The organism is Paenibacillus sp. USHLN196 (genome assembly GCF_037144955.1).
In the GTDB taxonomy this organism is placed as follows: Bacteria; Bacillota; Bacilli; order Paenibacillales; family Paenibacillaceae; genus Paenibacillus; species Paenibacillus xylanexedens_C.
Genome location: NZ_JBBCYH010000006.1, coordinates 311,252 through 335,076, shown reverse-complemented (window position 1 = coordinate 335,076; position 23,825 = coordinate 311,252). Strand labels below are relative to the sequence as shown.

The 23,825-nt window shown below is 47.8% G+C and carries 21 protein-coding genes; 12 read left to right on the top strand and 9 right to left on the bottom strand.

Annotation, left to right across the window (positions count from 1 at the left end):
• Positions 1-35: 35 nt before the first annotated feature.
• The 5 genes from WFI24_RS17160 to WFI24_RS17140 all read right to left on the bottom strand — a co-directional run bounded on the left by WFI24_RS17160 (position 36) and on the right by WFI24_RS17140 (position 4,485).
• A complete protein-coding gene (locus WFI24_RS17160) occupies positions 36-755 on the bottom strand; it encodes a 3-ketoacyl-ACP reductase (protein WP_145324649.1) in 720 nt (239 codons plus the stop codon).
• A 77-nt stretch (positions 756-832) separates the two neighbouring features.
• On the bottom strand, positions 833-1,732 hold the full coding sequence (locus WFI24_RS17155; protein ID WP_336762698.1) for a DUF4097 family beta strand repeat-containing protein: 900 nt from the start codon (positions 1,730-1,732) through the stop codon (positions 833-835).
• Positions 1,729-2,322 carry an HAAS signaling domain-containing protein gene (locus WFI24_RS17150; RefSeq protein WP_336762696.1) on the bottom strand — a complete coding sequence of 198 codons (594 nt, stop codon included), beginning with the start codon at positions 2,320-2,322 and terminating at the stop codon, positions 1,729-1,731. Before WFI24_RS17150 ends, WFI24_RS17155 begins: the two co-directional genes overlap by 4 nt.
• Positions 2,315-2,644, bottom strand: coding sequence for a PadR family transcriptional regulator (locus WFI24_RS17145; protein WP_336762694.1), 330 nt, complete (start codon positions 2,642-2,644; stop codon positions 2,315-2,317). The genes WFI24_RS17150 and WFI24_RS17145 overlap by 8 nt, the downstream gene beginning before the upstream one ends.
• A 296-nt stretch (positions 2,645-2,940) precedes the next feature.
• Positions 2,941-4,485, bottom strand: a complete 1,545-nt coding sequence (locus WFI24_RS17140; RefSeq protein WP_336762692.1) for an FAD-dependent oxidoreductase — start codon at positions 4,483-4,485, stop codon at positions 2,941-2,943.
• A gap of 368 nt (positions 4,486-4,853) precedes the next feature.
• On the opposite strand from WFI24_RS17140, the gene WFI24_RS17135 reads away from it, so the two are divergent.
• A complete protein-coding gene (locus tag WFI24_RS17135; RefSeq protein ID WP_336762690.1) occupies positions 4,854-7,676 on the top strand; it encodes a glycoside hydrolase family 3 C-terminal domain-containing protein in 2,823 nt (940 codons plus the stop codon).
• 73 nt (positions 7,677-7,749) lie between these two features.
• On the opposite strand, the gene WFI24_RS17130 is transcribed toward WFI24_RS17135, so the two are convergent.
• From WFI24_RS17130 to WFI24_RS17120, 3 genes are all read right to left on the bottom strand, one after another.
• On the bottom strand, positions 7,750-8,589 hold the full coding sequence (locus WFI24_RS17130) for a methyl-accepting chemotaxis protein (RefSeq protein WP_336762689.1): 840 nt from the start codon (positions 8,587-8,589) through the stop codon (positions 7,750-7,752).
• Between the two features lie 182 nt (positions 8,590-8,771).
• Complete coding sequence (gene nrdG, locus WFI24_RS17125; RefSeq protein WP_336762687.1) at positions 8,772-9,281, bottom strand: anaerobic ribonucleoside-triphosphate reductase activating protein; 510 nt, start codon at positions 9,279-9,281, stop codon at positions 8,772-8,774.
• Positions 9,278-11,239 (bottom strand): anaerobic ribonucleoside triphosphate reductase, encoded by a 1,962-nt coding sequence (locus WFI24_RS17120; RefSeq protein WP_336762684.1) that lies wholly within the window; start codon positions 11,237-11,239, stop codon positions 9,278-9,280. The genes nrdG and WFI24_RS17120 overlap by 4 nt, the downstream gene beginning before the upstream one ends.
• Positions 11,240-11,719: 480 nt before the next feature.
• On the opposite strand from WFI24_RS17120, the gene WFI24_RS17115 reads away from it, so the two are divergent.
• Complete coding sequence (locus WFI24_RS17115) at positions 11,720-13,357, top strand: ATP-binding response regulator (protein WP_336762682.1); 1,638 nt, start codon at positions 11,720-11,722, stop codon at positions 13,355-13,357.
• A gap of 175 nt (positions 13,358-13,532) precedes the next feature.
• Positions 13,533-14,471, top strand: coding sequence for an aldo/keto reductase family protein (locus WFI24_RS17110; protein ID WP_336762681.1), 939 nt, complete (start codon positions 13,533-13,535; stop codon positions 14,469-14,471).
• Between the two features lie 125 nt (positions 14,472-14,596).
• Here the strand turns inward: WFI24_RS17110 and WFI24_RS17105 are convergent, their stop codons facing one another.
• Positions 14,597-15,709: a GGDEF domain-containing protein gene (locus tag WFI24_RS17105; RefSeq protein ID WP_336762679.1), complete on the bottom strand. Its 1,113-nt coding sequence runs from the start codon at positions 15,707-15,709 to the stop codon at positions 14,597-14,599.
• A gap of 284 nt (positions 15,710-15,993) precedes the next feature.
• On the opposite strand from WFI24_RS17105, the gene WFI24_RS17100 reads away from it, so the two are divergent.
• From WFI24_RS17100 to WFI24_RS17060, 9 genes are all read left to right on the top strand, one after another.
• A complete protein-coding gene (locus WFI24_RS17100) occupies positions 15,994-16,389 on the top strand; it encodes a Fur family transcriptional regulator (RefSeq protein WP_145324627.1) in 396 nt (131 codons plus the stop codon).
• On the top strand, positions 16,365-17,171 hold the full coding sequence (locus WFI24_RS17095) for a winged helix-turn-helix transcriptional regulator (RefSeq protein ID WP_145324625.1): 807 nt from the start codon (positions 16,365-16,367) through the stop codon (positions 17,169-17,171). The genes WFI24_RS17100 and WFI24_RS17095 overlap by 25 nt, the downstream gene beginning before the upstream one ends.
• A 226-nt stretch (positions 17,172-17,397) precedes the next feature.
• A complete protein-coding gene (locus WFI24_RS17090; protein ID WP_336762923.1) occupies positions 17,398-18,861 on the top strand; it encodes a catalase in 1,464 nt (487 codons plus the stop codon).
• Between the two features lie 200 nt (positions 18,862-19,061).
• Positions 19,062-19,478 (top strand): BlaI/MecI/CopY family transcriptional regulator, encoded by a 417-nt coding sequence (locus WFI24_RS17085; protein ID WP_017691824.1) that lies wholly within the window; start codon positions 19,062-19,064, stop codon positions 19,476-19,478.
• 1 nt (position 19,479) lies between these two features.
• Complete coding sequence (locus WFI24_RS17080; RefSeq protein ID WP_336762675.1) at positions 19,480-20,340, top strand: M56 family metallopeptidase; 861 nt, start codon at positions 19,480-19,482, stop codon at positions 20,338-20,340.
• 52 nt (positions 20,341-20,392) lie between these two features.
• Positions 20,393-20,806 carry a DoxX family protein gene (locus WFI24_RS17075; protein WP_336762673.1) on the top strand — a complete coding sequence of 138 codons (414 nt, stop codon included), beginning with the start codon at positions 20,393-20,395 and terminating at the stop codon, positions 20,804-20,806.
• 166 nt (positions 20,807-20,972) lie between these two features.
• The gene (locus WFI24_RS17070) at positions 20,973-21,674 is read left to right on the top strand and encodes a pirin family protein (protein ID WP_336762671.1); all 702 of its coding nucleotides are present in this window, start codon (positions 20,973-20,975) and stop codon (positions 21,672-21,674) included.
• A 44-nt stretch (positions 21,675-21,718) separates the two neighbouring features.
• Positions 21,719-22,054: a hypothetical protein gene (locus tag WFI24_RS17065; RefSeq protein WP_336762669.1), complete on the top strand. Its 336-nt coding sequence runs from the start codon at positions 21,719-21,721 to the stop codon at positions 22,052-22,054.
• 171 nt (positions 22,055-22,225) lie between these two features.
• On the top strand, positions 22,226-23,821 hold the full coding sequence (locus WFI24_RS17060) for a spore germination protein (RefSeq protein WP_336762667.1): 1,596 nt from the start codon (positions 22,226-22,228) through the stop codon (positions 23,819-23,821).
• Positions 23,822-23,825: the final 4 nt, after the last annotated feature.

Genomic DNA, 23,825 nt, shown 5'->3' with positions numbered 1-23,825 from the left:
TATGCTCCCTCCCACCTTTATCTATCTCATGCGGCCTATTGCGGATTGGTTGTCCAGATGCCTGCGGCTTTGACGAATACACGGTCGGACAGCTTGAGCGTTGCCAGTGCCAGTTCAGCTACATCTTCGGCTTGCATCATGCGATCTTCGTCTCCGATTTTCAGTCCGGCATTGGTCGCAAGCTCCGTATTCACTGTACTTGGTGTCAGCGCCGTTACACGAATGTTGGACTTGCGCACTTCCTGCATTAGAGATTCGGTCATGCCGAGTAGAGCAAACTTGGATGCACAGTATGCCGAACCTGTAGCGAATCCGCGCTCACCTGCAGTGGAAGCAATATTGATAATGCTGCCGCTACTTTCCTTGATCATGCTAGGAAGGACAGCACGTGTGACGTAATATGTACCCATAACGTTAACATGCAAGATGCGTTCCCACTCTTCTGGGTCCATATCCAGCAATGTGCCGAAGCTTGCGATACCTGCATTATTGATCAGGATATCCACCGCGCCGAGTTCCATCTCGATGGCTGCTACAGCGGCTTCTGCCTGTGTACGATCCGAGATATCTGCTACAGCACTGGTTACTTTCACACCGTGTTCTTGACTAAGAGACTGTTGAAGAGCCTGAAGATCGGCAGCAGTACGTGCGATAAGGCCAAGGTGCACACCTTCTTTGGCAAGTGCCTCAGCAATCGCACGTCCGATACCTTTACCAGCACCTGTGATGATCGCTGTTTTATTTTTAAGTTCCATGTGGGTAATTCCTCCTTAGAATTGGACTGGCATCTGATTATACTATATTACCCACAGTTCGGAAATTTGCTTCATCACTATTTGGTAATCTCGATGCTCCCGGAAGAGGTACGAGCTTTGATTAATTCCCGGCTCACCATTGGGGATTCAGGTACATCTACACTTCCGGAAGTAGCCTTAGCGTCATAGATTCCGTCAAAATCAGGTGCAGCTTGAATGAAAATATCTCCTGATGTTCCGGATGCATTAATCGGTGCAGAATGGGACTGCTCAATATGGATGCTTCCCGAAGTGAATTGAACATCGGCTGCGCCGTTTAATTCAGTGATCTCAATATCACCTGATTCGATCTCACTGTTTACATGACCTATTACCTGATCAGCAGTGAGGCTTCCCGATGTCTGTTTCACGGTCATGTCTCCATCAATCATGGAAGCGGTAATGTCACCCGAAGTTAGAGCCAGCTCAATACGGGGTGCCTTGATGTTTTCCAGACGAATGGAACCTGAGGTGTTATTCAGCTCAAGCTGCTTGGCACTCAGATCTGTCAGATTCCAGTCACTTGAAGAAGAATCCAGCTTAACCTCATTTAATTGGTGTCCTTCAGGCAGGGCCACAGTTATTGTGGAATCTCGATCATTCCAGTACAGGGTGAAAAACTGCAATCGTTCACGTTCTGTCTGAGACAGTTGGAATGTGCCGTTGGATAAGGTGGCTTGTTCGAAGCTTTTGACTACGGCAGGGTCCCATTTGCCATCCACTTCGATATAACCGTTCGAATCCGGGCTTACAACAAATTCAATATCCGCACTGAAATTAGCATTTATAATAATGTTCTGCAATTCATCCTCTTTGAAATCCCATCGTTTGGAGTAATTCTCCCGTTCATCTCCGAACTGAACTCCATAGATCGATGTTCCGAGCAAACCGATTCCAATACATATCACGGCCAAAGCAAGCCATTTTTTGGTGCTCATGCGGAAACATCTCCTTTCATCATGTTTTTATTCCATCTAATGTATTGAAGAGTGACGATTTTGAAGGCTTTAAAAACATATTTGGATGTGATGGCAAACAAAATGCCGACACCGAATGCACCAATCGCAACGAAGATCTCTGCTTTATCGAGTTGGCTCAGGAATACGAAATCCACAACCGCTGCCACAGGAGCCAATACCAGCAAGGACAGGCTGGCAATGATAAGCCATACGGACCACATAATGAGACCAAGAGGTATCCCTAGAATCAGATTCAGGAACAACAGGCCGATTCCGGTGAAAAAGTTGCGAGTGGCTCGGGTGCTGTTTCTGGGTGACCGCATTTCTTGATACGTCGGTGCATAGAACGCATCTGAACCCGGTGTATGGATGTCATACCGATCACCGAGTGCTTCCTTGGCGATTTCTTCCGGCTGTCCGAGTTCCCGAGCGATCTCCTCTTCCAGTCGGCCTTCTCTTAATCCGAGCTCGAAATGTTGATCATAGTCGGCGAGCAACTCAGCCCGTTCGAATGGGTCCATCGGCCGTAGATGAACTTCCATGGCTTTCATAAACTGTTGTCTATTCATTGGGGATTCCTTCCTCAATCAGATTTGCGACATTGCGCACAAATTCATTCCATTCTGTCGTCAGTGCCGTCATGTAGTCGCGACCTGTATTAGACAGTCGGTAATACTTGCGTGGCGGTCCTTCCGTTGATTCTTGCAGATAGGTGGTGCAGTACCCGTCATTTACAAGCCGTCGAAGCAAGGGATACAGTGCACCTTCAGCAACTTCAATATGTTTGGAGACCGCCTGAGCCAGTTCGTAGCCATACCGATCCTGGCGGTTAATTAATACCAGGACGCACAGCTCCAATACTCCTTTTTTGAACTGGATGTTCACATTCACACAGGTTCCTCCTTCGTAGCTTCATTTATCGCTAGTGTGTATTGTTCAGTAGTAGTGAATTCATCATAGCATTCAGTACTGATTAATGCAAGGTAGTGATTTTAAAATAGTTCCATGTCACGATTTATCCCGTATCTATTCGTTTGATGTTGATGCGCAGCCAAAACGGTTTGTTTAGCTATCATTCAGCATACGCAAAAACCGGATCGGTTACTTCCGTCTGGAGGCGGATTCCGATCCGGTCTGTGAGATGAATTTTTGTATCAGCGGTTTACAGATTAATCCCTAAGTGTCGGTTAATTCTGAGCGTCCAGAACTTTAAGGTCTTCCACAGCAGGGCCCTCAATGACATGACCTGCATAATCGAAGCGGGAACCATGGCACGGGCAATCCCATGAACGCTCGCCCTCGTTCCATTCGACTTCGCACCCCAGATGGGTGCAGGTGGTATCCACCAGAAACAGCTTGCCACTGGTGTCCTTGTAGGCGCCAGCCCGTTTGCCATTATGTCGAACGACAGCTCCTTCGTCTTCACCAATATCGCTAACATTTTTGTGAACAATGCCTACTTTACCAGAGATTAATTCCTTGGCTACATTGGCGTTCTCCACAATAAAGTTCTTCATGCCAGGATCTGCCTTGAATCTTGCTGGATCAAATACTTCAGCATGCGGATTGTCACGTCCGGTGATGCGATCTGCGAGAATGTGACCAGCCATGGTACCCGTTGTCATACCCCATTTGGCAAATCCAGTCGCGACATAGACGCGTTCATGTCTTCCGGTAATCGGTCCGATGTAGGGCACCTTGTCAATGGAGATGAGATCCTGAGCAGACCAGCGATATGGAATGTTGCGAATGCCAAATGTCTCCGCTGCGAACTGCTCCAGGCGTTCATAATGACCGAAGGTGCAGATGCCTTGTCCGGTTTTGTGATTTTCGCCTCCAAAGAGGATATGTTCTTTTCCGTCATGCAAGACAGTACGCAAGGAACGGGACGGTTTATCGTCCGAGATATACATACCGCCTGCATAGGGTTTCTCCGGTTCGACTAATACGGCGTAGGATCGTTCCGCGTGTAACCGCGTGAAATAGAATCCGGGATCATAGACAGGGAAATGAGAAGCCACGACAACATGTTCTGCTGTTACAGATGGGCCATCGCCATAGGTTCGTACATGCAGAGAAGCATCTTCCTCTACATCCGTAACTGTCGTATGCTCGTAGATCTGTACCCCGTGTTTTACGGCTGAATTGAGCAGGTAGTGAAGGTAGGCCAGCGGATCATATCGTGCCTGACCCGGCATGCGAATGCCTGCTCTTGCGGGAACCGGAATGGGGAGGGGATCGACCCACTCCCCAGGAATATTGAGTTTACCATAGGCAGTCAGCTCGATTTCCAGTTTTTTAATGTTTTCCTCTGATTGAATGTAGACGTATGCATCTTCCTCTGCCCACTGGCAATCAATCTGTTTTTCCTTTACCAGATTACGCATCCACTTTGCGGCATCGGCATTGCCTTCATAGTACATTCGAGCCTGTTCTTGTCCGAAATGATGCATAATTTCATCAAATATGACACCATGTTGTGCAGATACCTTGGCCGTGGTATGGCCGGTCGTACCATCCAGTACTTTTCCAGCCTCGAGCACGACCACACGCATACCTGTCTGTGCCAGCAAATAGGCTGTAGTAATGCCGGCAATACCTGCACCGATAATGGCCACATCAGCGGTAATATCTTCTGTCAGTTTCGGATAGCTATCGAATTCATGCGTAGCACGCCACAGTGATTCCGGGACCGGGGGCAGACCCGTCTTGGGCTGCTGGTTGTCGCTCATTTTGCTTCCTCCTTGATTATCTTCAATCTATCGAATGGGATGTTGTTCAGCGCAAGTCGTTATACTCTTATTCATGATGGCCAGACTGTTCCAGAAAAAAACGATACGATTCAGATTTTGCAGGGGGATGTTCACAATTTCCTGTGATGCACCTCTGTTTTTTTTGTTAAACATGCTATATGATAAGATTACCGAAACCGTTTTAGGTGTGGGAATAAAATAGAACTTACACAGCTATAAACGCTTATTAAAAAAGGATTAGTTCACCAAATGGGAGAACGAATACAGCCGAAATTATACACGTTTTTTAATAGGATATGTATTCGCTATCATTTTAACCAACTACCGATCACCAAAGGAGATTCCATATGACGACCAACCAAACGAAATATCCGTTTCAAGATACAGCACTAGAGTTAGACACCCGGGTGAAGGATCTTGTATCCCGCTTGACTGAAGATGAAAAAATTGAATCCATGCTGCAATATCAACCGGCAGTAGACCGCTTGGGTGTACCTGCATACAAACATGGTACAGAAGCAGCACACGGTCTGGCCTGGCTTGGAGAAGCGACATCTTTCCCACAACCGGTGGGGCTGGCGTGCACATGGGATGCGGATCTGATGAAGGAGATTGGTTCCGTGCTCGGAGACGAGGCACGTGTATTTTACAAACGCAACCCGGCAGTAAACGGTCTTACGCTGTGGGCACCTACAGTGGATATGGAACGTGACCCGCGCTGGGGACGAAATGAAGAGGCTTATGGTGAAGATCCGGAACTGACAGCCGAGCTGACGACAGCATTGGTCAAAGGAATTCAGGGTGACCATCCAAAGTATTACAAAGCGGTCGCTACCTTGAAGCATTTCCTCGCCAACAATAACGAAGTGGATCGCGGAAGTGGTTCGTCCAGCATTGATCCGCGCAATATGCGTGAATATTATCTGAAAGCGTTCGAGAAGCCGTTCAAAGAAGGCGGCGCACAGTCCATGATGACTGCGTACAACTCCATTAACGGTACACCAGCATTGTTGCATCCATTTGTGAACGAGATTGTCAAAGGCGAATGGGGCATGGATGGCTTCGTTGTAAGTGACGCAGGCGATGTGATGGGGATTAAGAACGATCATAAATACTATGATTCCCACACACCGGGTACCGTAGAATCTGTGAAGGCAGGAATTGATAGCATCACGGATGATGCTGATCTGTCCAAGCAGGCGCTGCGTGAAGGATTGGCACAAGGCACACTTACGATGGATGACATCGACAAGGCGTTGTTCAATACGTTCCGTGTGCGTTTCCGTCTGGGCGAGTTTGATCCGGAAGAGGGCAATCCTTACGCTGCTATTGGTGAAGAGTCCATGATGACGGAGAAAGCGAAAGAATTGTCTCTCAGAGCCGCGCGAGAACAAGTAGTATTGCTCAAGAACGACAAAGGCACTCTTCCACTGGACAAAACAAAAGCAGGTAAAGTGACTGTGATTGGTCAACTGGGTGGAACGGTCTATCGGGACTGGTATGCAGGCACCATGCCGTATAACGTATCCCCGCTTGAAGCGATCCGTGGCAAAGTAGGCAGTGACAAGGTGGCTTTCAAGGATGGCAATGATCGCATTACGTTAACTTCCGTAGCCAATGGGAAGAAAATTGGACTGGCGGAAGGTGAGAAATCACCTGTGATTGCTTCGGGAGAAGCGGAGACGTTTATGGTGTCCGATTGGGGCTTCGGAAGTTATACCTTGCAAGCCGAAAGCAACGGCAAATATCTGACAACAGATGAAGAGACCGTTACAGCATCTGCAGATGAAGTGTATGGTTGGTTCGTGAAGGAAGTATTCCACCTGTTGCCACAAGAGGATGGCAGTGTAGGTCTGACCACATGGAATGGCAAAACGGTGACTGCACCTAATGGTGGAAACGATGCATTCGCGGTGTCCGAAGAACTGAAAACCTTCGGTGCCACAGAGACATTCAAGCAGGATGTAGTTGTGAATGGACTTGAGGAAGCGGTAGCAGCTGCCAAGGCTGCGGAAACGGCAATTGTCTTTGTGGGTAACAATCCGCTTGTAAATGGTAAAGAAGAGATTGACCGTCCTAGTCTGGATCTGGCTGAATCTCAGCAACGTCTGGTTGAAGCGGTCTATGCCGCGAACCCGAACACGGTTGTGGTCATCGTGGGAAGTTATCCGTTCACATCCAATTGGGTTCAGGAGAACATCCCGGCTGTATTGTATACTTCACACGCAGGACAGGAACTGGGCAACGCAGTAGCTGACGTACTCTATGGCGACTATGCGCCTGCCGGACGTTTGAACATGACATGGGTACAATCAGTAGATCAACTGACCGACATCAAGGATTACGATATCATTCAATCCGGTCGGACATATCAATATTTTGAAGGTAATGTATTGTATCCGTTTGGACATGGTCTGACGTATGCGACGTTTAAATACAGCAATTTGGAACTTAGCCCAGCTCAAGTGGGTACAGAAGGCAACGTTACGGTAACTGTTGATGTAAGCAATACCGGTTCAATTGCCAGTGACGAGGTTGTACAATTGTACGTTCGTGCAGGCAAATCCCGGGTGAAACGTCCCCTCAAAACGTTAAAAGGATTCCGTCGTCTTCATATCGAAGCGGGAGCTACAGCAAAAGTCAGCTTCACCCTGCCTGTTCAGGAACTGGCCATCTGGGATGTAACTCGTGATCGGTATGTCGTGGAAAGTGGAACTTACTCTATTATGGTTGCCAAGTCATCCTCCGATGTTCAGCTGGTTGCAGACCTGATGGTAGAAGGAGAGACAATCCCTGCTCGTAATCTGGGTGTGGCTACTCGTGCCGAGAACTATGATGCTTATCTGGGTGTTGATCTGGATGAGAGCAAAGAGGGAGGAAGTGCTGTTCGCGTAATTGGAGAGCAAGGATGGATTGCTTTTAAGGATGCCGATCTGGTTAGTGGGGCAGCAGCAATTGAAGCGCGTGTCTCCGCAGAACAAGCAGGCGCTGTGTTGGAAGTGCGATTCGGCTCTCCGGAGGGTACGCTCGCAGGACGTGTGGAACTGGCACAAGGTGAAGCCCAGCAGTGGTCTACCGTGAAGGCGGAACTCACAGGTGCATCAGGTGCGCAGGATGTATACATTGTGTTGTCTGCAGGCGTGCGCATCAGTCACTTTGAGATTCGTTAAGTCAAATAACTCATGAAAAAGCCTCCGAATGCATTCGGAGGCTTTAGTTTGTTGTTTGCTATCAAACATATCTTTATTTCTTATCAAACGAAATCATTTTTTGCACAAATTGCTTCAATTGCTTGTTGGTTTCATTCAATTGCTCAATCGTGCTCATGAAATTGTTCACAAGCTCAGCCTGCTCTTGAGAGCTCGCAGTAATCTCACCAAGTTCATTCTCCATGCCTTGAATGGATTGCCGGACCGAGAGAAGAGAATCTTCAATACGGGCCGTCGCTTCCTTGGTATCGACAGACAGTTTGCGAATTTCTTTGGCAACAACGCCGAAACCTGCACCTGCTTCCCCTACACGAGCAGCTTCTATCGCTGCATTCAAGCCGAGCAGATTGGTTTGTTCGGAGATTTCACGAATGAAGCTGGCAACTTGAGTTACATTTCCTGATTTCTGTACGGCTTGTTTGGAGTTGTTCCGGATCTCTTCAGTTGTGGCACTGAGTTCTTCGGAGTGCGCGGCTACGTGCTGTACACTGTCAATTAACTGGTTGGTCAGATTTTCGGTAGCATCCATGAGCTGTTGCAGCTGGTCCTGGTCATCCATACTGTAGAGCAGGTTAAACAGGGCGATGACTTCACCTTGTTCGTTTTTAATAGGAATGAAAGCCACGTCAAAAGGAATGCCGAATAAATCTTTAGGGTAGTGATCGAATCGTTTGACTGTACCGCCGTTCAGATCTGCAAAATTTCGATTCCCATCCAACAGAGGATCTCCGGGTTGATAATTCAGTTGTTTTAACGATTCCCCTGCTGAGAAATAGAGGAATTTCTCATGGTCAATAACGGACAGAGTTACATCTTGACGGATGGTGTCTCGAAAGAAAGGCATACATGTAATTAATGCTTGAACAATATCCATATAAAAGGTTAATCCTCCCTGGCTACCTTATGTAAACGGTTAAATTTTAAAAAACTAAATAATAACTACTTATATAATATATCATCATGCAATAGAGAAGAAAGTAGAGAGAATGGATACAACCATTTCTTTCAAATAGGCGACTCTACGTCAAAAAGACACGAGTCCTTGGGGACTCGTGCCTACAACATACTGAGCTGTATCGTGACGACCTTTTGAGTGGCTAGTGTTGCACTGACATCAATCAAACGTTGATTCCGGCTGCCGCGGAAGGGCAGGGAGACATCACGCTCAGCTTCAACATATCGCCCGTCGATAATGACGTCGCACAACCGGGCAAGCTCCGCTCTCGCAGGGTGGGTAATCAGTTCTTCATATTCAAATCCGGTGTAGGCCCATACCGTCAGATCAGGACGTGCAGCGCGAAGCTGCTGAACCCAGGACGTACATTCTGCTGCCGAGAAAAAGGGATCACCACCACACAACGTAACGCCATCCAACAGGGGATGGGTCGTTACTTCATGCAGAATCTGCTGCTGCCGCTCCTCTGTAAAGGGCTCACCTGTTCGAAAGCTCCATGAATCCGGACTGAAGCAGCCTGGACAGGCGTGACGGCATCCACTGATGAATAAAACGGCGCGCAGGCCTGTCCCTTCATTCACCGATTCCGGAATGTAACCATACAGATTCACCGGTGCTTCACCCGATCCCGCACTTCGGCCTGCTTCGCAGCATTGAAGCGTACTTTGTAATCTCCAGTCAGATAACCCGTTACGCGGCGTAAACGCTGGAAGTGCACATGGTTCTCGTGAGCTTCGCAGCCTGGACATACATCCCCGATGACCCCTTCATAACCACAAGCAGGGCAGCGATCGATCGGGTGATTAATGGAGAAATATCCGATATCCTGTGCCAGTGCATATTGCACGATCCGCAGGAAAGCTGCGGTATTGGCTCGAACGTTCCCGTCAAGCTCCACATAGGAGATTGCACCCGCATTACATAACGTATGGAACGGGGCCTCCAGTTCAATCTTCCGATAAGCTGGAAGGGTATGATAGACCGGGATATGGAATGAATTCGTATAATACTCCCGATCATTAACTCCAGGAATGAGGCCATAACGCTCTCTGTCGATCTTTGTGAATTTGCCGGACAACCCTTCAGCAGGCGTGGCAAACAGGGTGATGTTCAGGTTATGCTGCTCGCTCATCCGATCACAGAACTCTCGCATGGTCCGAATAATGTTCAGCGCTTCACGATGTACATGAGTGTCCTGCCCATGATGACGTCCATAGAGAGCTGTCATACATTCAGCGAGACCGATAAAGCCAAGGGATAACGTGCCGTGTTTCAGCAGATCCGCAACGGGTTCATTGGGAGCGAGCTGCTCTCCACCTTCCCAGACACCCTCCCGCATCATGAAATCGGATGCCTTGGCAGGTTGCGCGGTCTGGATACGGTAGCGATGTAACAGACCGTTAGCAGCATTATGCATCACGGATTCCAGTGCGGTGTAGAATCCTGCCCGATCTGCAACGGCTCTGCTGCCTTGACAGATACCAAACCGGATGCCGAGCTTAACCAGGTTAATGGTGTTGAAGGACAGGTTCCCCTTGCCACTCTGACGATTGCGTCCAAACCGGTCAGCCAGTGTACGTGTACGGCATCCCATCGTGGCGATGATCGTATCCGGATCTTCTGGATGATAGAAGGGCAGATTGAAGGAGGCATCCACATTGACAAAGTTGGGATACATCCGCCGGGATGAACAGGTGACTGCGAGACGGAACAAGTCATAGTTCGGCTCGCCTTCAGCCTGATTGATCCCCTGTTTGCACTGGAAAATATGTTGAGGGAACACGGGAGTCTCTCCGTTACCCAGACCTCGGATCGTTGCTTCCAGCAACGAGCGTGATACCAACCGACCTTCCGCTGATGTACATAATCCATAATTCAGTGAAGTGAACGGGATCTGACCACCTGCACGACTGCTCATCGTATTCAGGTTATGAATCAGCGATTCAGCAGCTTGTCCTGTCTCCAGTTCAGTCTCTTCATAGGCGAAGGCATACGCCTGCGGGCACTGATTCTTCGCTTCGATGCTATCCAGATGAAGCTGTTCATCCCCGATCAGGACATTTTCACCGAAGAGACGTTGTCCTTTGCGGTAATGTTTGCGGAACGATCGCTGTACATAGGGAGCCAGATCCCAGTCAATCTTGTTGGCTGACACACCGCCATATTGACTGTTCTGTTGGGACTGGAAGATGATCGCAACCAAGGCCATGGCAGACATGATCGTCTGAGGTGTGCGAACCGATCCGTTACCTGTATTGAAACCTGCAGTCAGAAGACGGTCAAACGGGATAAAGATGCAGTTGGTCGTTCCGAGTGCATACTGGTCCAGATCGTGCACGTACAGATCCCCGTTCTCCACAGCTTGAGCAAGCTCTTCAGGCAGCACATGACGCAGAGCATGCCACTTGGCGGTCTCCGAACCGAGCCTGCTCATCTTGCCGCTGAAGGAGTCTCCGTTCAGATTGGCATTTTCCCTCAGCGTATCGGCGTCTTCTGCGCCAATAATTCGTCTTCCCAGGTCGGATAATAGATCGGATGCCGGTGGAGTGGCATACTCAAGCATGTTCATGTAAGGTTCCTCCTAAAATGATTTCGATATCATTCAATTTCCATATAACACTATATGTAGATTCGTCTTATCCATTTATAAACTATATGTGGTTGTTTGGGTGTGATAATGATCACATAGCTTACAGGACAAATTGCACTTTCCTTTAATTGCTGTGGATATAGGTTCCCAAAGTCTGAGCGGAAGCGTATAATTTCTAGTTATCCTGCAAGTATAATTTCCGAAGTCGGACAAGATGGACTCTAATCAATCTGAAAAGGCGTTCTTCCATAACTTTTCGTTTGTTCAACCATCCGTTTAAGACCTGTTTTTTACCGCAAATGGGCAATAAGCAGGAAGTATGATTCTCTTATACAGCTACGGTGTTAATCATATAAGTATAGATTGTGACAGCTATTCGGATTTTTAATGGCCCCTGTACGTGATTAATCATTCTGATATACAGATTTGAAAGTGCAGCTAAGACTAGAGGGGTGAATCATGGGGACGGCAGAAGGCATTACGAAAGGCTTCTATGAAGATATAAAGGAAGCGGCGGCCCATATCGTAGATGTATTAAGCGGTATATTAAAGGTCAATACCATTTTCGTTGCCACGAATGACGGGGTGACGAATTTCATTTTGGAGGCATTCAATCGTACGGAAGAGTTGATTGTTAAAGGTAGTGAACTTCCATTTGAAGATTCATACTGCAGCTTGGTATTAAAAGATAAACATGAAAACCTTACAATCCAGAATACATGTGAACATCCGATGACACGATCCATGGACGTCACGAGCGGACTTGGCAATCGTTTCTTCGTGGGTGTGCCCATCATGCGAAGATCTGGCGAAACATTCGGTACCATCTGTCTGATGGATAATCCTGATTATGTAATCAGTGAGACCGACATGAAGACACTGAAGGCGATGGCTGTATTCCTGGGCTATGTTGTGGATCTGGAGAGCACATTGCATGTTCAGGAGCGTAAATTGATTGATTCGGAACAAATGCAAGAGCAGCTCCAGGCAGAGAAAGAACGAGCTGAATCGGAGGCCATGACCAAATCACAGATGCTAAAGCTGATGAGTCATGAGATTCGCAATCCGTTGAACGGTATTCTGGGACTGACAGATCTGATGCGTACACCGGATATGCCTGAGGAGCAGTCAGAGTATGTGAATATGATCGAGACAAGCGGCAATATTCTGCTTTCCTTGCTGAACAATATGATGAATTTCAACATCAATGAGGCAGGTAAAACGGTTATACATGATGATCCATTCGATCTGGTAGGTACCATTGAGAATACCGTCTATCTCTATGCCGGGATAGCGGCTGGCAAGAACATTGAGCTGGGATTGAATCTTGAGCTGAATGTGTCGCAAGTATTCGTTGGTGATGAGATCAAGATCGGACAGCTGCTTGCACATGTCATTCAATATGCTCTCGATTCAACGCGTGAAGGCTCCGTCCTGATCACGGCAGTGGTGAACGAAGAAGACGCCGAAGAGACGGGTACACTCCTGATCAAGGTGAAGTACACAGGTCAGACGTTATCAGATAAGAAGATGCAAACCTTCAATAGCCAAGATGAGAATTTGAATATCCAAAAACTAATCGGAAGCAATCTGGGTCTGGCTGTAAGCCAGAATCTCGCGATTCTCATGCATGGCCGTATTAAGGTGAGTAATGTGAAGGAGAATGAGACGGAATTCCACATTGCCCTTCCGTTACGCAGATACTGGGAGTTACCTCAACTCGCAAGTATTCAGCAGAGGTTAAAAGGGAAAAAGGTGTTGCTTGCCAAGGACCCTGACATTCTGCAAGGTGTCTCTTCCCTGATGCGCAGATGGGAAATGGATGTGCGTATGACTTCAGGCTCGAGTGTAGCACGTGAGTGGATCAAGGAAGGCTTCAAGCCGGATGTGGCCGTTGTGGATATGGGACTTCTGGAAGGCGGCGCAGTGGATTTTGTACATGAGCTGAAGCAGCGCACGGAGAATCTGCCCGTCATTATTCTGGTTCCCTATGGCATGCATATTGACCTGCATGAAGCGGAAGCCTTTGATGCTGTTCTGACGAAGCCGGTCAGACAAGCTGATCTGTTGAATGCATTGAGTATTACGCTGCCTTAAATGAGCAGATAGATGAAGGAATATCATAATTGGCGCACCTGCTATAGGTGCGCTTTTTTGGTTCTGCTTTTGAATTTTCCATTTTCTGAGCCAAAACTCTTTTCATCCGAGCTGGTTACGCTACAATAGAATGTGAACTTCATCTTTATAACCAATAGAGGAGGATATGCAATCAATGGATTATCGCAGATTGGGTGGAAGCGGACTGAAAGTAAGCGAGATCAGCCTGGGAAGCTGGCTGACGTACGGAGGGTATGTGGAACGTGAAAATGCGGTGAAATCAATTGAAACTGCATTCGATGAAGGCATTAACTTTTTTGACACAGCCAATGTATACGAACGGGGTGCAGCAGAAGAACTGCTAGGGCAGACGCTCAAAGCCTACTCCCGTGACTCTTATGTACTTGCAACCAAAGTATTTGGCAAAATGGGGGATGGTCCGAATGACCAGGGGCTGTCTCGTAAACATATCATGGAGCAATGCGAAGCCAGTTTGAAGCGCTTAGGCGCTGAATATGTGGATATCTATTACTGCCACCGTTATCATACAGAAACACCGATCGAAGAAACACTGCGTGCGCTTGATGACCTGGTGCGTCAGGGCAAAGTATTGTATGTTGGCGTCAGCCAGTGGACTGCGGCTCAGATGGAAGCTGCTTTGGGTACAGCAGACCGCCTGCTCTTGGATCATGTCGTGGTCAATCAGCCGGTGTACAACATGTTCGACCGATATATCGAAAATGAGATTATTCCGCTGGGTGAACGCAAAGGCATCGGACAAGTCGTATACTCGCCGCTTGCTCAAGGTCTATTGACTGGCAAATATACGTCCGTTTCCGATATTCCGGAGAACAGCCGTGCTGCCAAACTGGGCTGGGACGAAGGTAAGATCAATGCAGATCGCATCGGGAAAGTTCGTCAACTGATTGAGGTGGCGGACAAGCTCGATCTGAAGGTTGGTCAACTGGCCCTGGCGTGGATTCTGCGCCAGAACAACGTATCCAGCGCACTTGTAGGGGCGAGTCGTCCAGAGCAGGTCAAAGAGAATGCAGCTGCTTCTGGTGTGAAGCTGGATGCTGCCATTGTTGAGGAAATTGAGCGCATCCTTGCTTAATCTCCTGTCAGCACACAAGCTCGGATGATAGATACTCATCCATAAGCAAAGGGATGTCCTGTGCGCCTGAATGGCGAACGAGACATCCCTTTTTTTAAGTGGAGCATGACAGGTGATAACGGGCTTTAAAGCGTAAGAGACAGAGAGCGAAGGGGTAAGGCACAGACGCGATTACGCCCTGTATTCTTGGCTTCATATAGTGCACGGTCAGCCTGCTCGAAGAAGTCGTTATCATCGTGGTCATCACAATGATCCGGATATACGGCTACACCGATGGATATCGTTAGACGTATCGTGTGCCCGTCAGGCAGGGCAAATTGATATTTCTCTACCCCTTGCCGGATCGATTCAGCGATAGCCATGGCCTGTCGGTGTCCACAATCGAGCAAGAGAATGGCGAATTCTTCACCACCGTTTCGTGACACGATATCAGTGGAACGCGCATGCTCAACGAGCAGTTGTCCGAGTTGCTTCAGAACTGCATCACCGGCAGAATGACCGAAGGTGTCGTTTACCTTTTTGAATCGATCAATATCAATGGCAAGCAAGGAGAGCTTTTGTTGGTATTCCCGGGCATGCTGAAGCTCTGATTGAAGTGATTTTTCGAACTGTCTTCGATTGCTCAGGTTGGTAAGATGGTCGGTAGATGCTCTTCTCTCCAAAAGAAATAACATTTCATTCGATTTATTAATAAATTCTGCGATGAAATAGATAAAGATTCCACCGACAAAGGAAATCGTCATCTGTAACGGATATACCTTCATTAATGAATTCATGCTGTCCGTGTTCAACATAAGAATAATAAAGATCAACGTAATACCCAGCAGGTTCATCGTAATAATTTTGGTCAGTCTGGACCAGGAAGCATAGGCGAAATATACACCGGACAATCCGATCAGAGTCATGATAAATCCTGCATCAATGGCAGAAGATGATATGCCGAACATCAGAATACGAAGAATTGAGATAACAAGTCCTGTAACGACCGAAGCCAGTCCTCCCAGATATACCGCTGCGGTAACGATGGCTAGATGCCGTAGGTCTACAATCGTACTTTCATTCAGAGGGAAGGAATAGTTCATGAGTACTGTGCCATATATGCCGAATAATAAGCCGCCGATCAACTGAACACGTAAGGAGGGAAAAGGCAATCGGATACTATAGAACTTGGCGATGATTCCGGACACATACATAAACGTAATCATGACACAGATATTGATGAAAAAAGTGCTTAACAACCGACATTCCCCCTTTTTACGCACATCCCTACATTTTATCTGAAAAATGGTGCAGTAGCGAACCATATTATCCCAAATTATTGAGGGGATTGCTGGGAAAGTTGTTTTTAATTCCATAGGCGGGTTGTGGGCGTGGATATTGACTTCATTATACAATGAGATTTATACTTAATCTAAATCAAAATTCATCCTCTTTAAATGGGAAGACTATTGTAAGTAGATGTAAGTAGAAAATCAGCGTCTGATTTCATATAAAATGCATTCATGATAAAGGAGAAATGGTTGTGAGAACTTTAAATCTGACGATACAACGGCAAGCAGTATATGATGTGGTGCGCCATTCGGAAGATCACCCGACAGCTGCTGAGGTAATGAATCGACTCGTGGAACAAGGATATAACCTGGCTTATGGCACGGTATATAATTCCCTTCGTTATCTGACGGACAAAGAATTGATACGGGAGCTTAAACTCGGAGAGACAGCAAGCCGATATGATGCCCGCATGGATGATCACCAGCACATTATGTGTGAAGTGTGCGGCAAAGTGGACGAGGTGATGACGGAGGTTCCTCCACAATGGATGAAACAGGTAGCTGAAGAAACCGGATATGCAATCGACCATGCTCATGTGGTCTTTGGAGGTGTCTGCGGGGAATGCAGAAACAAACGGATCAAGTAAAAATAAAGCTGCCTGGCCGCCGTTTACCCATTCGGGTTAAACCCGCCTTGTCCGATTCAACACCTCTTGTGGACAATTGTCCGGTTACACGACGTGTTATTCTGATCAGCCCGATGCCGGGGCAGGTACACGAACTGGTTAAGGCCTTGACGGATAGTTGCTTTGATGTGCTGGTCTTTCACCGCTGGGAACCGGATCTGCATGAACGCCTTGTCTTCGATCTGTTGATCTATGATCTGTCAGTTGCCGGAACTATCGATGCATTCGCTGGGATCAGCAGCCGATTGAACCGGGAGGCAGAACACACAACGCCATGTCTTTATCTGGTCGGTGAGAAGATGATCGGCAGCGCGAGTGGACCGATGCTTCAGGAAGAGTTGTTGGTGTGGCCTGCACGTCCGCAGGAAGCTCTTTACCGGGTTCAACGTATGATCGGCAACAGTCCTGCTATGCCCAAACGTGGATTTTTGCCTGAGGAAGGGCAGCGTATCGGCTTCAAGGATCTCTGGCTGGATCGTGAACGGATGAGTGTGCAGCGCGACAATAACCGGATTCATCTGACCAAGACCGAGTATGATCTGTTGCTCAAGCTGATTGATGCCAAAGGTGCAGTCATTTCCCGTGAGGAGATGCTCAGCGATATCTGGGAGACAGACTTTACGGGTGGAAGTAATGTGGTCGATGTTCATATCAAAAGTTTACGCAAAAAATTGGGCGATAACGCGTCTTCGCCGCAATATATTGTAACTGTAAGAGGAGTGGGCTACCGCCTGGCGGATTAGTCCGCTTTTTTTATATCTATCGCTCACGTATGTTCATGCGTCATTCATGATTGGATCAAGAACCTCATCGTAATCTCATGCGAACCTCATGCAACAGATGAATGGGACATGTTAGAATCAATTTAACAGTTAGATCAAGTCTAAATGTATATTTAAATCGAAGCCGAATATGATTTTAATAGTGGATATATAGCAGCTGTGAGACCCATTAGAGGAGGACGACATGATGACAGAACGTATGACAACCAATCAAGGTGCACCTGTAGGTGACAATCAGAATTCCCGCACAGCAGGCAGAAGAGGACCGACACTGCTTGAAGACTACCATCTTATTGAGAAAATAGCCCACTTTGACCGTGAACGTATTCCCGAAAGAGTCGTGCATGCGAGAGGTGCCGGAGCCCACGGCGTATTCACGCTAGAGCAGAGTATGAAGGCTTATACAACAGCGGACTTCCTGCAAGATCCGGGTACGGAGACCGATGTTCTGGTTCGTTTTTCGACTGTTATTCACGGAACGGGATCACCAGAGACTGCACGAGATCCACGTGGATTTGCCGTCAAATTCTACACACGCGAAGGCAACTATGATATTGTGGGCAACCATCTGCCCGTCTTCTTCATTCGTGATGCCATGAAGTTCCCGGACATGGTTCACTCCCTGAAGCCAGCTCCGGATACCAATATTCAGGACCCAGCCCGCTATTGGGACTTTATGACCCTCTCGCCGGAATCAACTCACATGATGACCTGGTTGTTCTCTGACCTGGGTACACCGGCGAATTATCGGGAGATGGATGGATTCGGCGTACATGCTTTCAAATGGATCAATGCACAGGGACAGGTCCACTATGTGAAGTATAAGTGGGAGTCTGCACAAGGAGTTCGAGGCTTCTCTCGTCAGGAAGCTGCCGAGGTACAGGGCCAAGACTTTAACCATGCAACCCGTGATCTGCGTGAACATATCAAGAACGGGCAATACCCGCAGTGGAAGCTTCAGGTACAACTGTTGAAGCCTGAACAGATGGATGATTTTGCCTTTGATCCACTCGACCCTACGAAGACCTGGCCTGAGGATGAACTCCCATTCCATACGGTAGGAACCATGACCCTGAATCGAAATCCGCAAAACTTCTTTGCTGAAGTGGAGCAGGCTGCGTTTTCTCCTAGTGCGGTTGTACCTGGAATTGAGCCTTCTGAAGATAAATTACTGCAAGGACGCTTATTCTCTTATCCGGATACACAACGTCACCGGCTTGGAACGAACTATTTGCAAATTCCGGTCAATTGCCCGTACGCACCCGTTCGTAATCATCAGCGTGATGGACTTATGAATGTGAATCAGGACCCATCTCCGGTGAACTATGAACCCAACAGTTCCGGGAACAGCCCGCAGGAAGATCCGGCATACCGGGACAGTCAGATGCCATTGAAAGGGCACGTTACACGTGAGAAAATCGAGAAGACGGATGATTATACGCAGGCAGGGGAGCTTTTCCGTTCATTTACGCCTTTAGAGCAGCAGCATTTGCTGGATAATCTGATCAATGACCTCAAGGGTGTATCTGTTGATATTCAAATGCGTGCGCTCTGCCACTTCTTCCGGGCGGATGGACAGTTTGGTGGACGTTTGGCCCATGGACTTGGCGTGGATATTTCTGCACATATGCCGTCACAGGATAGAAAATAAATTGCAGTCTGTATAACATAATATAGGCTGATATTTCGGTGAAGACCGGGCAGAACCGTGAAATTGCGGAACTCCCGGTCTTTCCGCTTTTTTGGTGAAATGGAAAACAAATTTACAAATCATTTACATAAAATAGCTGACATAGAGGTTGACTTCTCACTTGATGGCACTACAATGAGTAGTGTGAGGGGTGTCAGAATATGAGAATACACAATTTCAAAGTGGGTGAGCGTGGGCTCAACCGATTTTTCGGTCCGCTGGAGGCCAAGATCATGGACATTTTATGGGCTCGTCCCGGCAGCAGCATCCGTGAAGTGCAGACCGCACTTGAACAAGACAAAGACGTCAATTTTAATACAGTCATGACCGTAATGAATCGGCTCGTAGACAAAGGACTGCTTGGCAAGTCTCAAAAGGGCAGAACATCTTTGTACCAACCGGTACAGAGCAAGGAGGAGTTTATGAACGACCAATCCAAGGAACTGTCACATGAGTTGGTGGATGAATTCGGAGCGCTGGCATTGAATCATATGCTGGATGCCCTGGATGAAGCAGATGCGGGTCTGATTGAACGCCTGGAACAGAAGATCAAGCAGTGGAAAAAGGATAGCGATTAAGATGTGGAAGGCCCGCTCGAAGCTGTTGTTTACCGTCGGGTTTGGCATTCCGTTACTCGTGTTCATGCAGATGTTCATGTACGCGATGTACAAGATTTTTGGATGGGATATCCCGTTTAATCTGCTCTGGCTTTGCAATCATTGGATGAGCCGACTGGGTTGGTTATCCGTGGGGCATTTTCTGCTCGCACTCGTCTTGCTGACATTCGCCGGAACAGGCTGGTTGCTGATGGTTCGCATGATGAAGACCAGGGCAGCCGTGCGTAAACTCCGCTCCATGGAGATCCGGGCACTGTCCTGTGAACTGGAGTCGAGGTATCACCATCTCGGACAGCCCGGATTCATTGTCGTGGACAAGCCATCCCCAGTTGCATTTACAATTGGTTTATGGAGACCTTGTATCGTACTCTCCACAGGGCTTCTAACGATGCTTGAGGCAGAAGAGGAGACTGCGGTTGTATATCACGAAGTCCACCATCTGTGGCACCGTGACCCACTGAAGACCACGCTGCTGTCGGTGTTTGCAATTATGATGCCTTATATTCCCGTATTGAAGCATACGTCGAAACATTACAATATCGTCAGAGAGATTCTGGCGGACAATGAGGCCATTGAACGTACAGGAAACGCGGCAGGTATTGGCAGTGCTTTGCTTAAGCTGCTTCGTGCTTGTCCTGAACCGTGGGGAGCAAAAGAACTAACCGTTCAATCGTCATTTGCGGATACGTCGGTAAATGTCCGAATTTCACGTCTGCTGGACCCGGAACAGGACGTCACGCTGAGATTGCCACGCTACGCCGTTCTGATGTCGGCTACCGTTTTCCTGTTGCTGTCTATCTTGTTTGTATGGTCCATTGGATGAATTAACTTAGCTAAATGTGAGGTCGAGTATAACACTAGGAAGGAAGATGAACATGAATAATAAAAGTGTAGAGATTGGATTACTTTTCTCAAGGATTATGATCGGTTTGATCTTTGTATTGCACGGCTGGAGCAAATTCGAAGGTGGAATCAGCGGTACAGTAGGTTTCTTCGAAAGTATCGGTATTCCCGGATTTCTTGCATCCGTTGTAGCCATCATTGAGTTGGTGGGTGGTGCGGCGATGATTTTGGGTCTGGGTACACGCGTGTTTGCGGCTTTGTTTGTCATCGTGATGGTTGGAGTTCTGTTTACAGCCAAAATGGGTGAGCCGTTCCTGAGTGGTACTGAGTTAGATTACCTGCTGCTGGCAGGGTCCCTGACTCTGCTCTTCACAGGAAGCCGCTTCCTGGCTGTGGATTATCTTATCTCCAGACAGGGGAACGCTCGCCAGAATGTGAGTGCTTGAATCCAATAACCTGCATTGAAGCTCTCTATTGGCCAGCCCGGTTCCGAAGTTGTATTCGCGAACCGGGCTGATCGGTAGGGAGCTTTTTGGTTTGGACGACAAGCCTTTGGTTTGATACAATGAGAATAAGTATGCTACTAAGAAAAAATAAGGAGGATGCAATTTTATGATTAACATCATTCCATCCGATGCCCGCTCCAGCTTTGACCGAGGCTGGCTTCGTGGCAGTCACAGCTTTTCCTTTGGAGAATACCAAGATCCGGAGAATACCTCGTTTGGACCGATGCGGGTAGCGAACGACGATGTGATCGCGCCTGGTCGCGGTTTTGGGGCTCACCCGCATAGTGACATGGAGATTGTATCCATCGTACTGAACGGCAAGTTGCGACATGAAGATAATCTGGGGAATGTAGCCGTTACAGGCTTTGGTGGTATCCAGCGGATGTCAGCAGGCAGTGGCATGATTCATACCGAACATAATGCATCCGATACCGAAGAAGTACGTTTGCTTCAGCTCTGGTTCATGCCACAGACAAAAGGGTTGGAGCCCTCCTATGAGACCACATCATTTGATCCAGCAGCATTGGCAGGAGCGCTTGTACCTATTGTATCGCCAGATGGGGGACCAAGAGTGGCAACCATTCATCAAGATATGACGATCTACCTCAGCCGATTGGCCAAAGACAAGACGTTAACCTTTAATCAGGATACGGGACGTCGCATGTACATTTTCTCCATCGAAGGAACGTTGGGATTGAATGGGGAGTACCTGTTGAATGAAGGCGACACGGCTCGTGTGGAGCAACACAGTTCCATAGAGCTGCAAGCAAACGAAGATACATTCTATATGATCATTGATTTGCCGTAGATGGGTGTTGGAATAAACTCCAAGAACAGAGGAGGATTATACGTATGGCGCAACAGGAATGGTTTATGGTTAAGCATGCGGTGACTGGTCGAGGTTTGGCAAACAGCAAAACAGATACACTGTCCTATCGATTCCAGCAGGAGGGCACAGGTTTCGTATTTACCGTGACGGGTCTGGACGAGCAGACCGTGGAACAGATCCTGGAGCTCAGACAAGAACTGAATGTATTTCGATTCGTCCAACGCAAGGATCAGCCCCTTTTGAAGCACTGGTACTACGTAGAGGGTGAGCGAGTAGCGTATGACGAGGAGCGTCACACGCTACGTATCTATGCGAAGTCAGAAATTCGTTATGTCCCTGAAGATTATTTTGCCGATTAACGTGTAAGTAACGATAGAATTGGAACATCCCAGAAGGTCTCTGTGAATACAGAGGCCTTTTTGCTGTTTGTATTCGGAGAATGCATTCTTCATTTTGCAAAAAAGACCACATAATTCCCTGCTCTCTGGCACAAGCTACCTTGTATAAAAAACAGAGCGGAGGGACGGCATATGGCAGACAAAACATCAGGGAAAGACAAGTCCAGAACTTCGGGATCAGCTTCAGAAGAAAAAAAACATGTTCCTCTGGGACTGCCGTCCCCGCCTTTTCTGCGGCAGCCGATCAGCGCAGTACATGAGACTCAGATTCTGGCGATTAAGGAGATCTTCTCCGAATGCTCGGATGTGGTTTTCCGTAATGTCATGATCACGCCTGAAGTGAAAGGGCTGCTGGTATACATCGAAGGTATTGTTAATTCGGCTGATATTCAGGATCACATGCTGCGTCCGATTATTCGTGGATTGATACAGCAGCGTACAGACGAACCTGATGTTCCACTGGATGATACACGCGTAGAGCTGACGCAGGTGAAACGAGTTGAGACTTGGGCTGCTGCGACAGAAGGTGTCCTTGCATCCTCCGCACTTCTGTTGGTCGATGGAAGTGCCGAAGCCTGGATGTTCAATGTCAAAGGTGGCGTAAGACGCGGTGTGGAGGAACCTCAGACGGAATCGGTCATTCGGGGGCCGCGGGAAGGATTTACGGAAACATTACGAGTGAACACAGCATTATTACGCTTCAAATTGAAGACACCTGCCCTCAAGATGGTGAGCATGACGCTGGGTACCGAAACCAAAACCGATATCGTTCTGACTTACCTGGAAGGGATCGCGGACCCAAAGCTGGTCCAGGACGTTAAGGAGCGCCTGGAAAAAATAAAAATCGACGGCATCCTGGAGAGTGGGTATATCGAGGAGTTAATTGAGGATCATCCGTATTCTCCTTTTCCACAGATGCACTATTCGGAGCGTCCGGATACAGTAGCAGGCAATCTACTGGAAGGTCGAATTACGATAATGGTCGATGGTACGCCATTTGCACTGATTGCCCCTGTCACGATGTGGCAGATGCTTCAAGCCAGCGAGGATTATTATGAGCGATTCTTTATCAGTAATCTGGTGCGCTGGATTCGCTTTTTGTTCGTAGCCATTGCGTTATTCCTGCCAGCACTGTACATCGCTATTACGACATTTCATCAGGACATGCTGCCAACCACATTGATACTGAGTATTGCCGGGGCACGGGAAGCTATTCCTTTTCCGGCACTGGTTGAAGCTCTCATCATGGAGCTATCCTTCGAGGCACTTCGTGAAGCAGGAGTCAGGTTACCGAAAACGGTTGGGCAGGCCGTCAGTATCTTGGGTGCACTTGTAATTGGGCAGGCAGCCGTTCAGGCAGGGATTGTATCTGCACCGATGGTTATTATCGTATCCATGACAGGTATCGCTTCATTTACGATTCCGCGGTTTAATTTTGCGATTACCGTTCGTCTATTGCGTTTTCCAATCATGTTACTGGCTGGCATGTTTGGACTGTATGGCATCGTGATCGGTCTGGTCCTGATTTCGGTGCATCTGACCCAGATGACTTCATTTGGTGTGCCTTATCTGTCGGGTCTTAGCCCATACAGCAAAACGGATACCAAGGATATTCTCATTCGTGTGCCGTGGTGGAAAATGATCAATCGTCCATCTACCGTCCATGATAACCAGAAACGGATGAATGAGAAGATCAATGGTTCCCCCGAAGCAGAGGAAGGGTGGTAAACCC

Bases quoted from the DNA above. Each gene is read 5' to 3' on its own strand.
- WFI24_RS17160 (WP_145324649.1), bottom strand. From the start codon at position 755: ATGGAACTTAAAAATAAAACAGCGATCATCACAGGTGCTGGTAAAGGT.
- WFI24_RS17155 (WP_336762698.1), bottom strand. From the start codon at position 1,732: ATGAGCACCAAAAAATGGCTTGCTTTGGCCGTGATATGTATTGGAATC.
- WFI24_RS17150 (WP_336762696.1), bottom strand. From the start codon at position 2,322: ATGAATAGACAACAGTTTATGAAAGCCATGGAAGTTCATCTACGGCCG.
- WFI24_RS17140 (WP_336762692.1), bottom strand. From the start codon at position 4,485: ATGAGCGACAACCAGCAGCCCAAGACGGGTCTGCCCCCGGTCCCGGAA.
- WFI24_RS17135 (WP_336762690.1), top strand. From the start codon at position 4,854: ATGACGACCAACCAAACGAAATATCCGTTTCAAGATACAGCACTAGAG.
- WFI24_RS17130 (WP_336762689.1), bottom strand. From the start codon at position 8,589: ATGGATATTGTTCAAGCATTAATTACATGTATGCCTTTCTTTCGAGAC.
- WFI24_RS17120 (WP_336762684.1), bottom strand. From the start codon at position 11,239: ATGAACATGCTTGAGTATGCCACTCCACCGGCATCCGATCTATTATCC.
- WFI24_RS17115 (WP_336762682.1), top strand. From the start codon at position 11,720: ATGGGGACGGCAGAAGGCATTACGAAAGGCTTCTATGAAGATATAAAG.
- WFI24_RS17110 (WP_336762681.1), top strand. From the start codon at position 13,533: ATGGATTATCGCAGATTGGGTGGAAGCGGACTGAAAGTAAGCGAGATC.
- WFI24_RS17095 (WP_145324625.1), top strand. From the start codon at position 16,365: ATGCAGAAACAAACGGATCAAGTAAAAATAAAGCTGCCTGGCCGCCGT.
- WFI24_RS17090 (WP_336762923.1), top strand. From the start codon at position 17,398: ATGACAGAACGTATGACAACCAATCAAGGTGCACCTGTAGGTGACAAT.
- WFI24_RS17085 (WP_017691824.1), top strand. From the start codon at position 19,062: ATGAGAATACACAATTTCAAAGTGGGTGAGCGTGGGCTCAACCGATTT.
- WFI24_RS17080 (WP_336762675.1), top strand. From the start codon at position 19,480: ATGTGGAAGGCCCGCTCGAAGCTGTTGTTTACCGTCGGGTTTGGCATT.
- WFI24_RS17075 (WP_336762673.1), top strand. From the start codon at position 20,393: ATGAATAATAAAAGTGTAGAGATTGGATTACTTTTCTCAAGGATTATG.
- WFI24_RS17070 (WP_336762671.1), top strand. From the start codon at position 20,973: ATGATTAACATCATTCCATCCGATGCCCGCTCCAGCTTTGACCGAGGC.
- WFI24_RS17065 (WP_336762669.1), top strand. From the start codon at position 21,719: ATGGCGCAACAGGAATGGTTTATGGTTAAGCATGCGGTGACTGGTCGA.
- WFI24_RS17060 (WP_336762667.1), top strand. From the start codon at position 22,226: ATGGCAGACAAAACATCAGGGAAAGACAAGTCCAGAACTTCGGGATCA.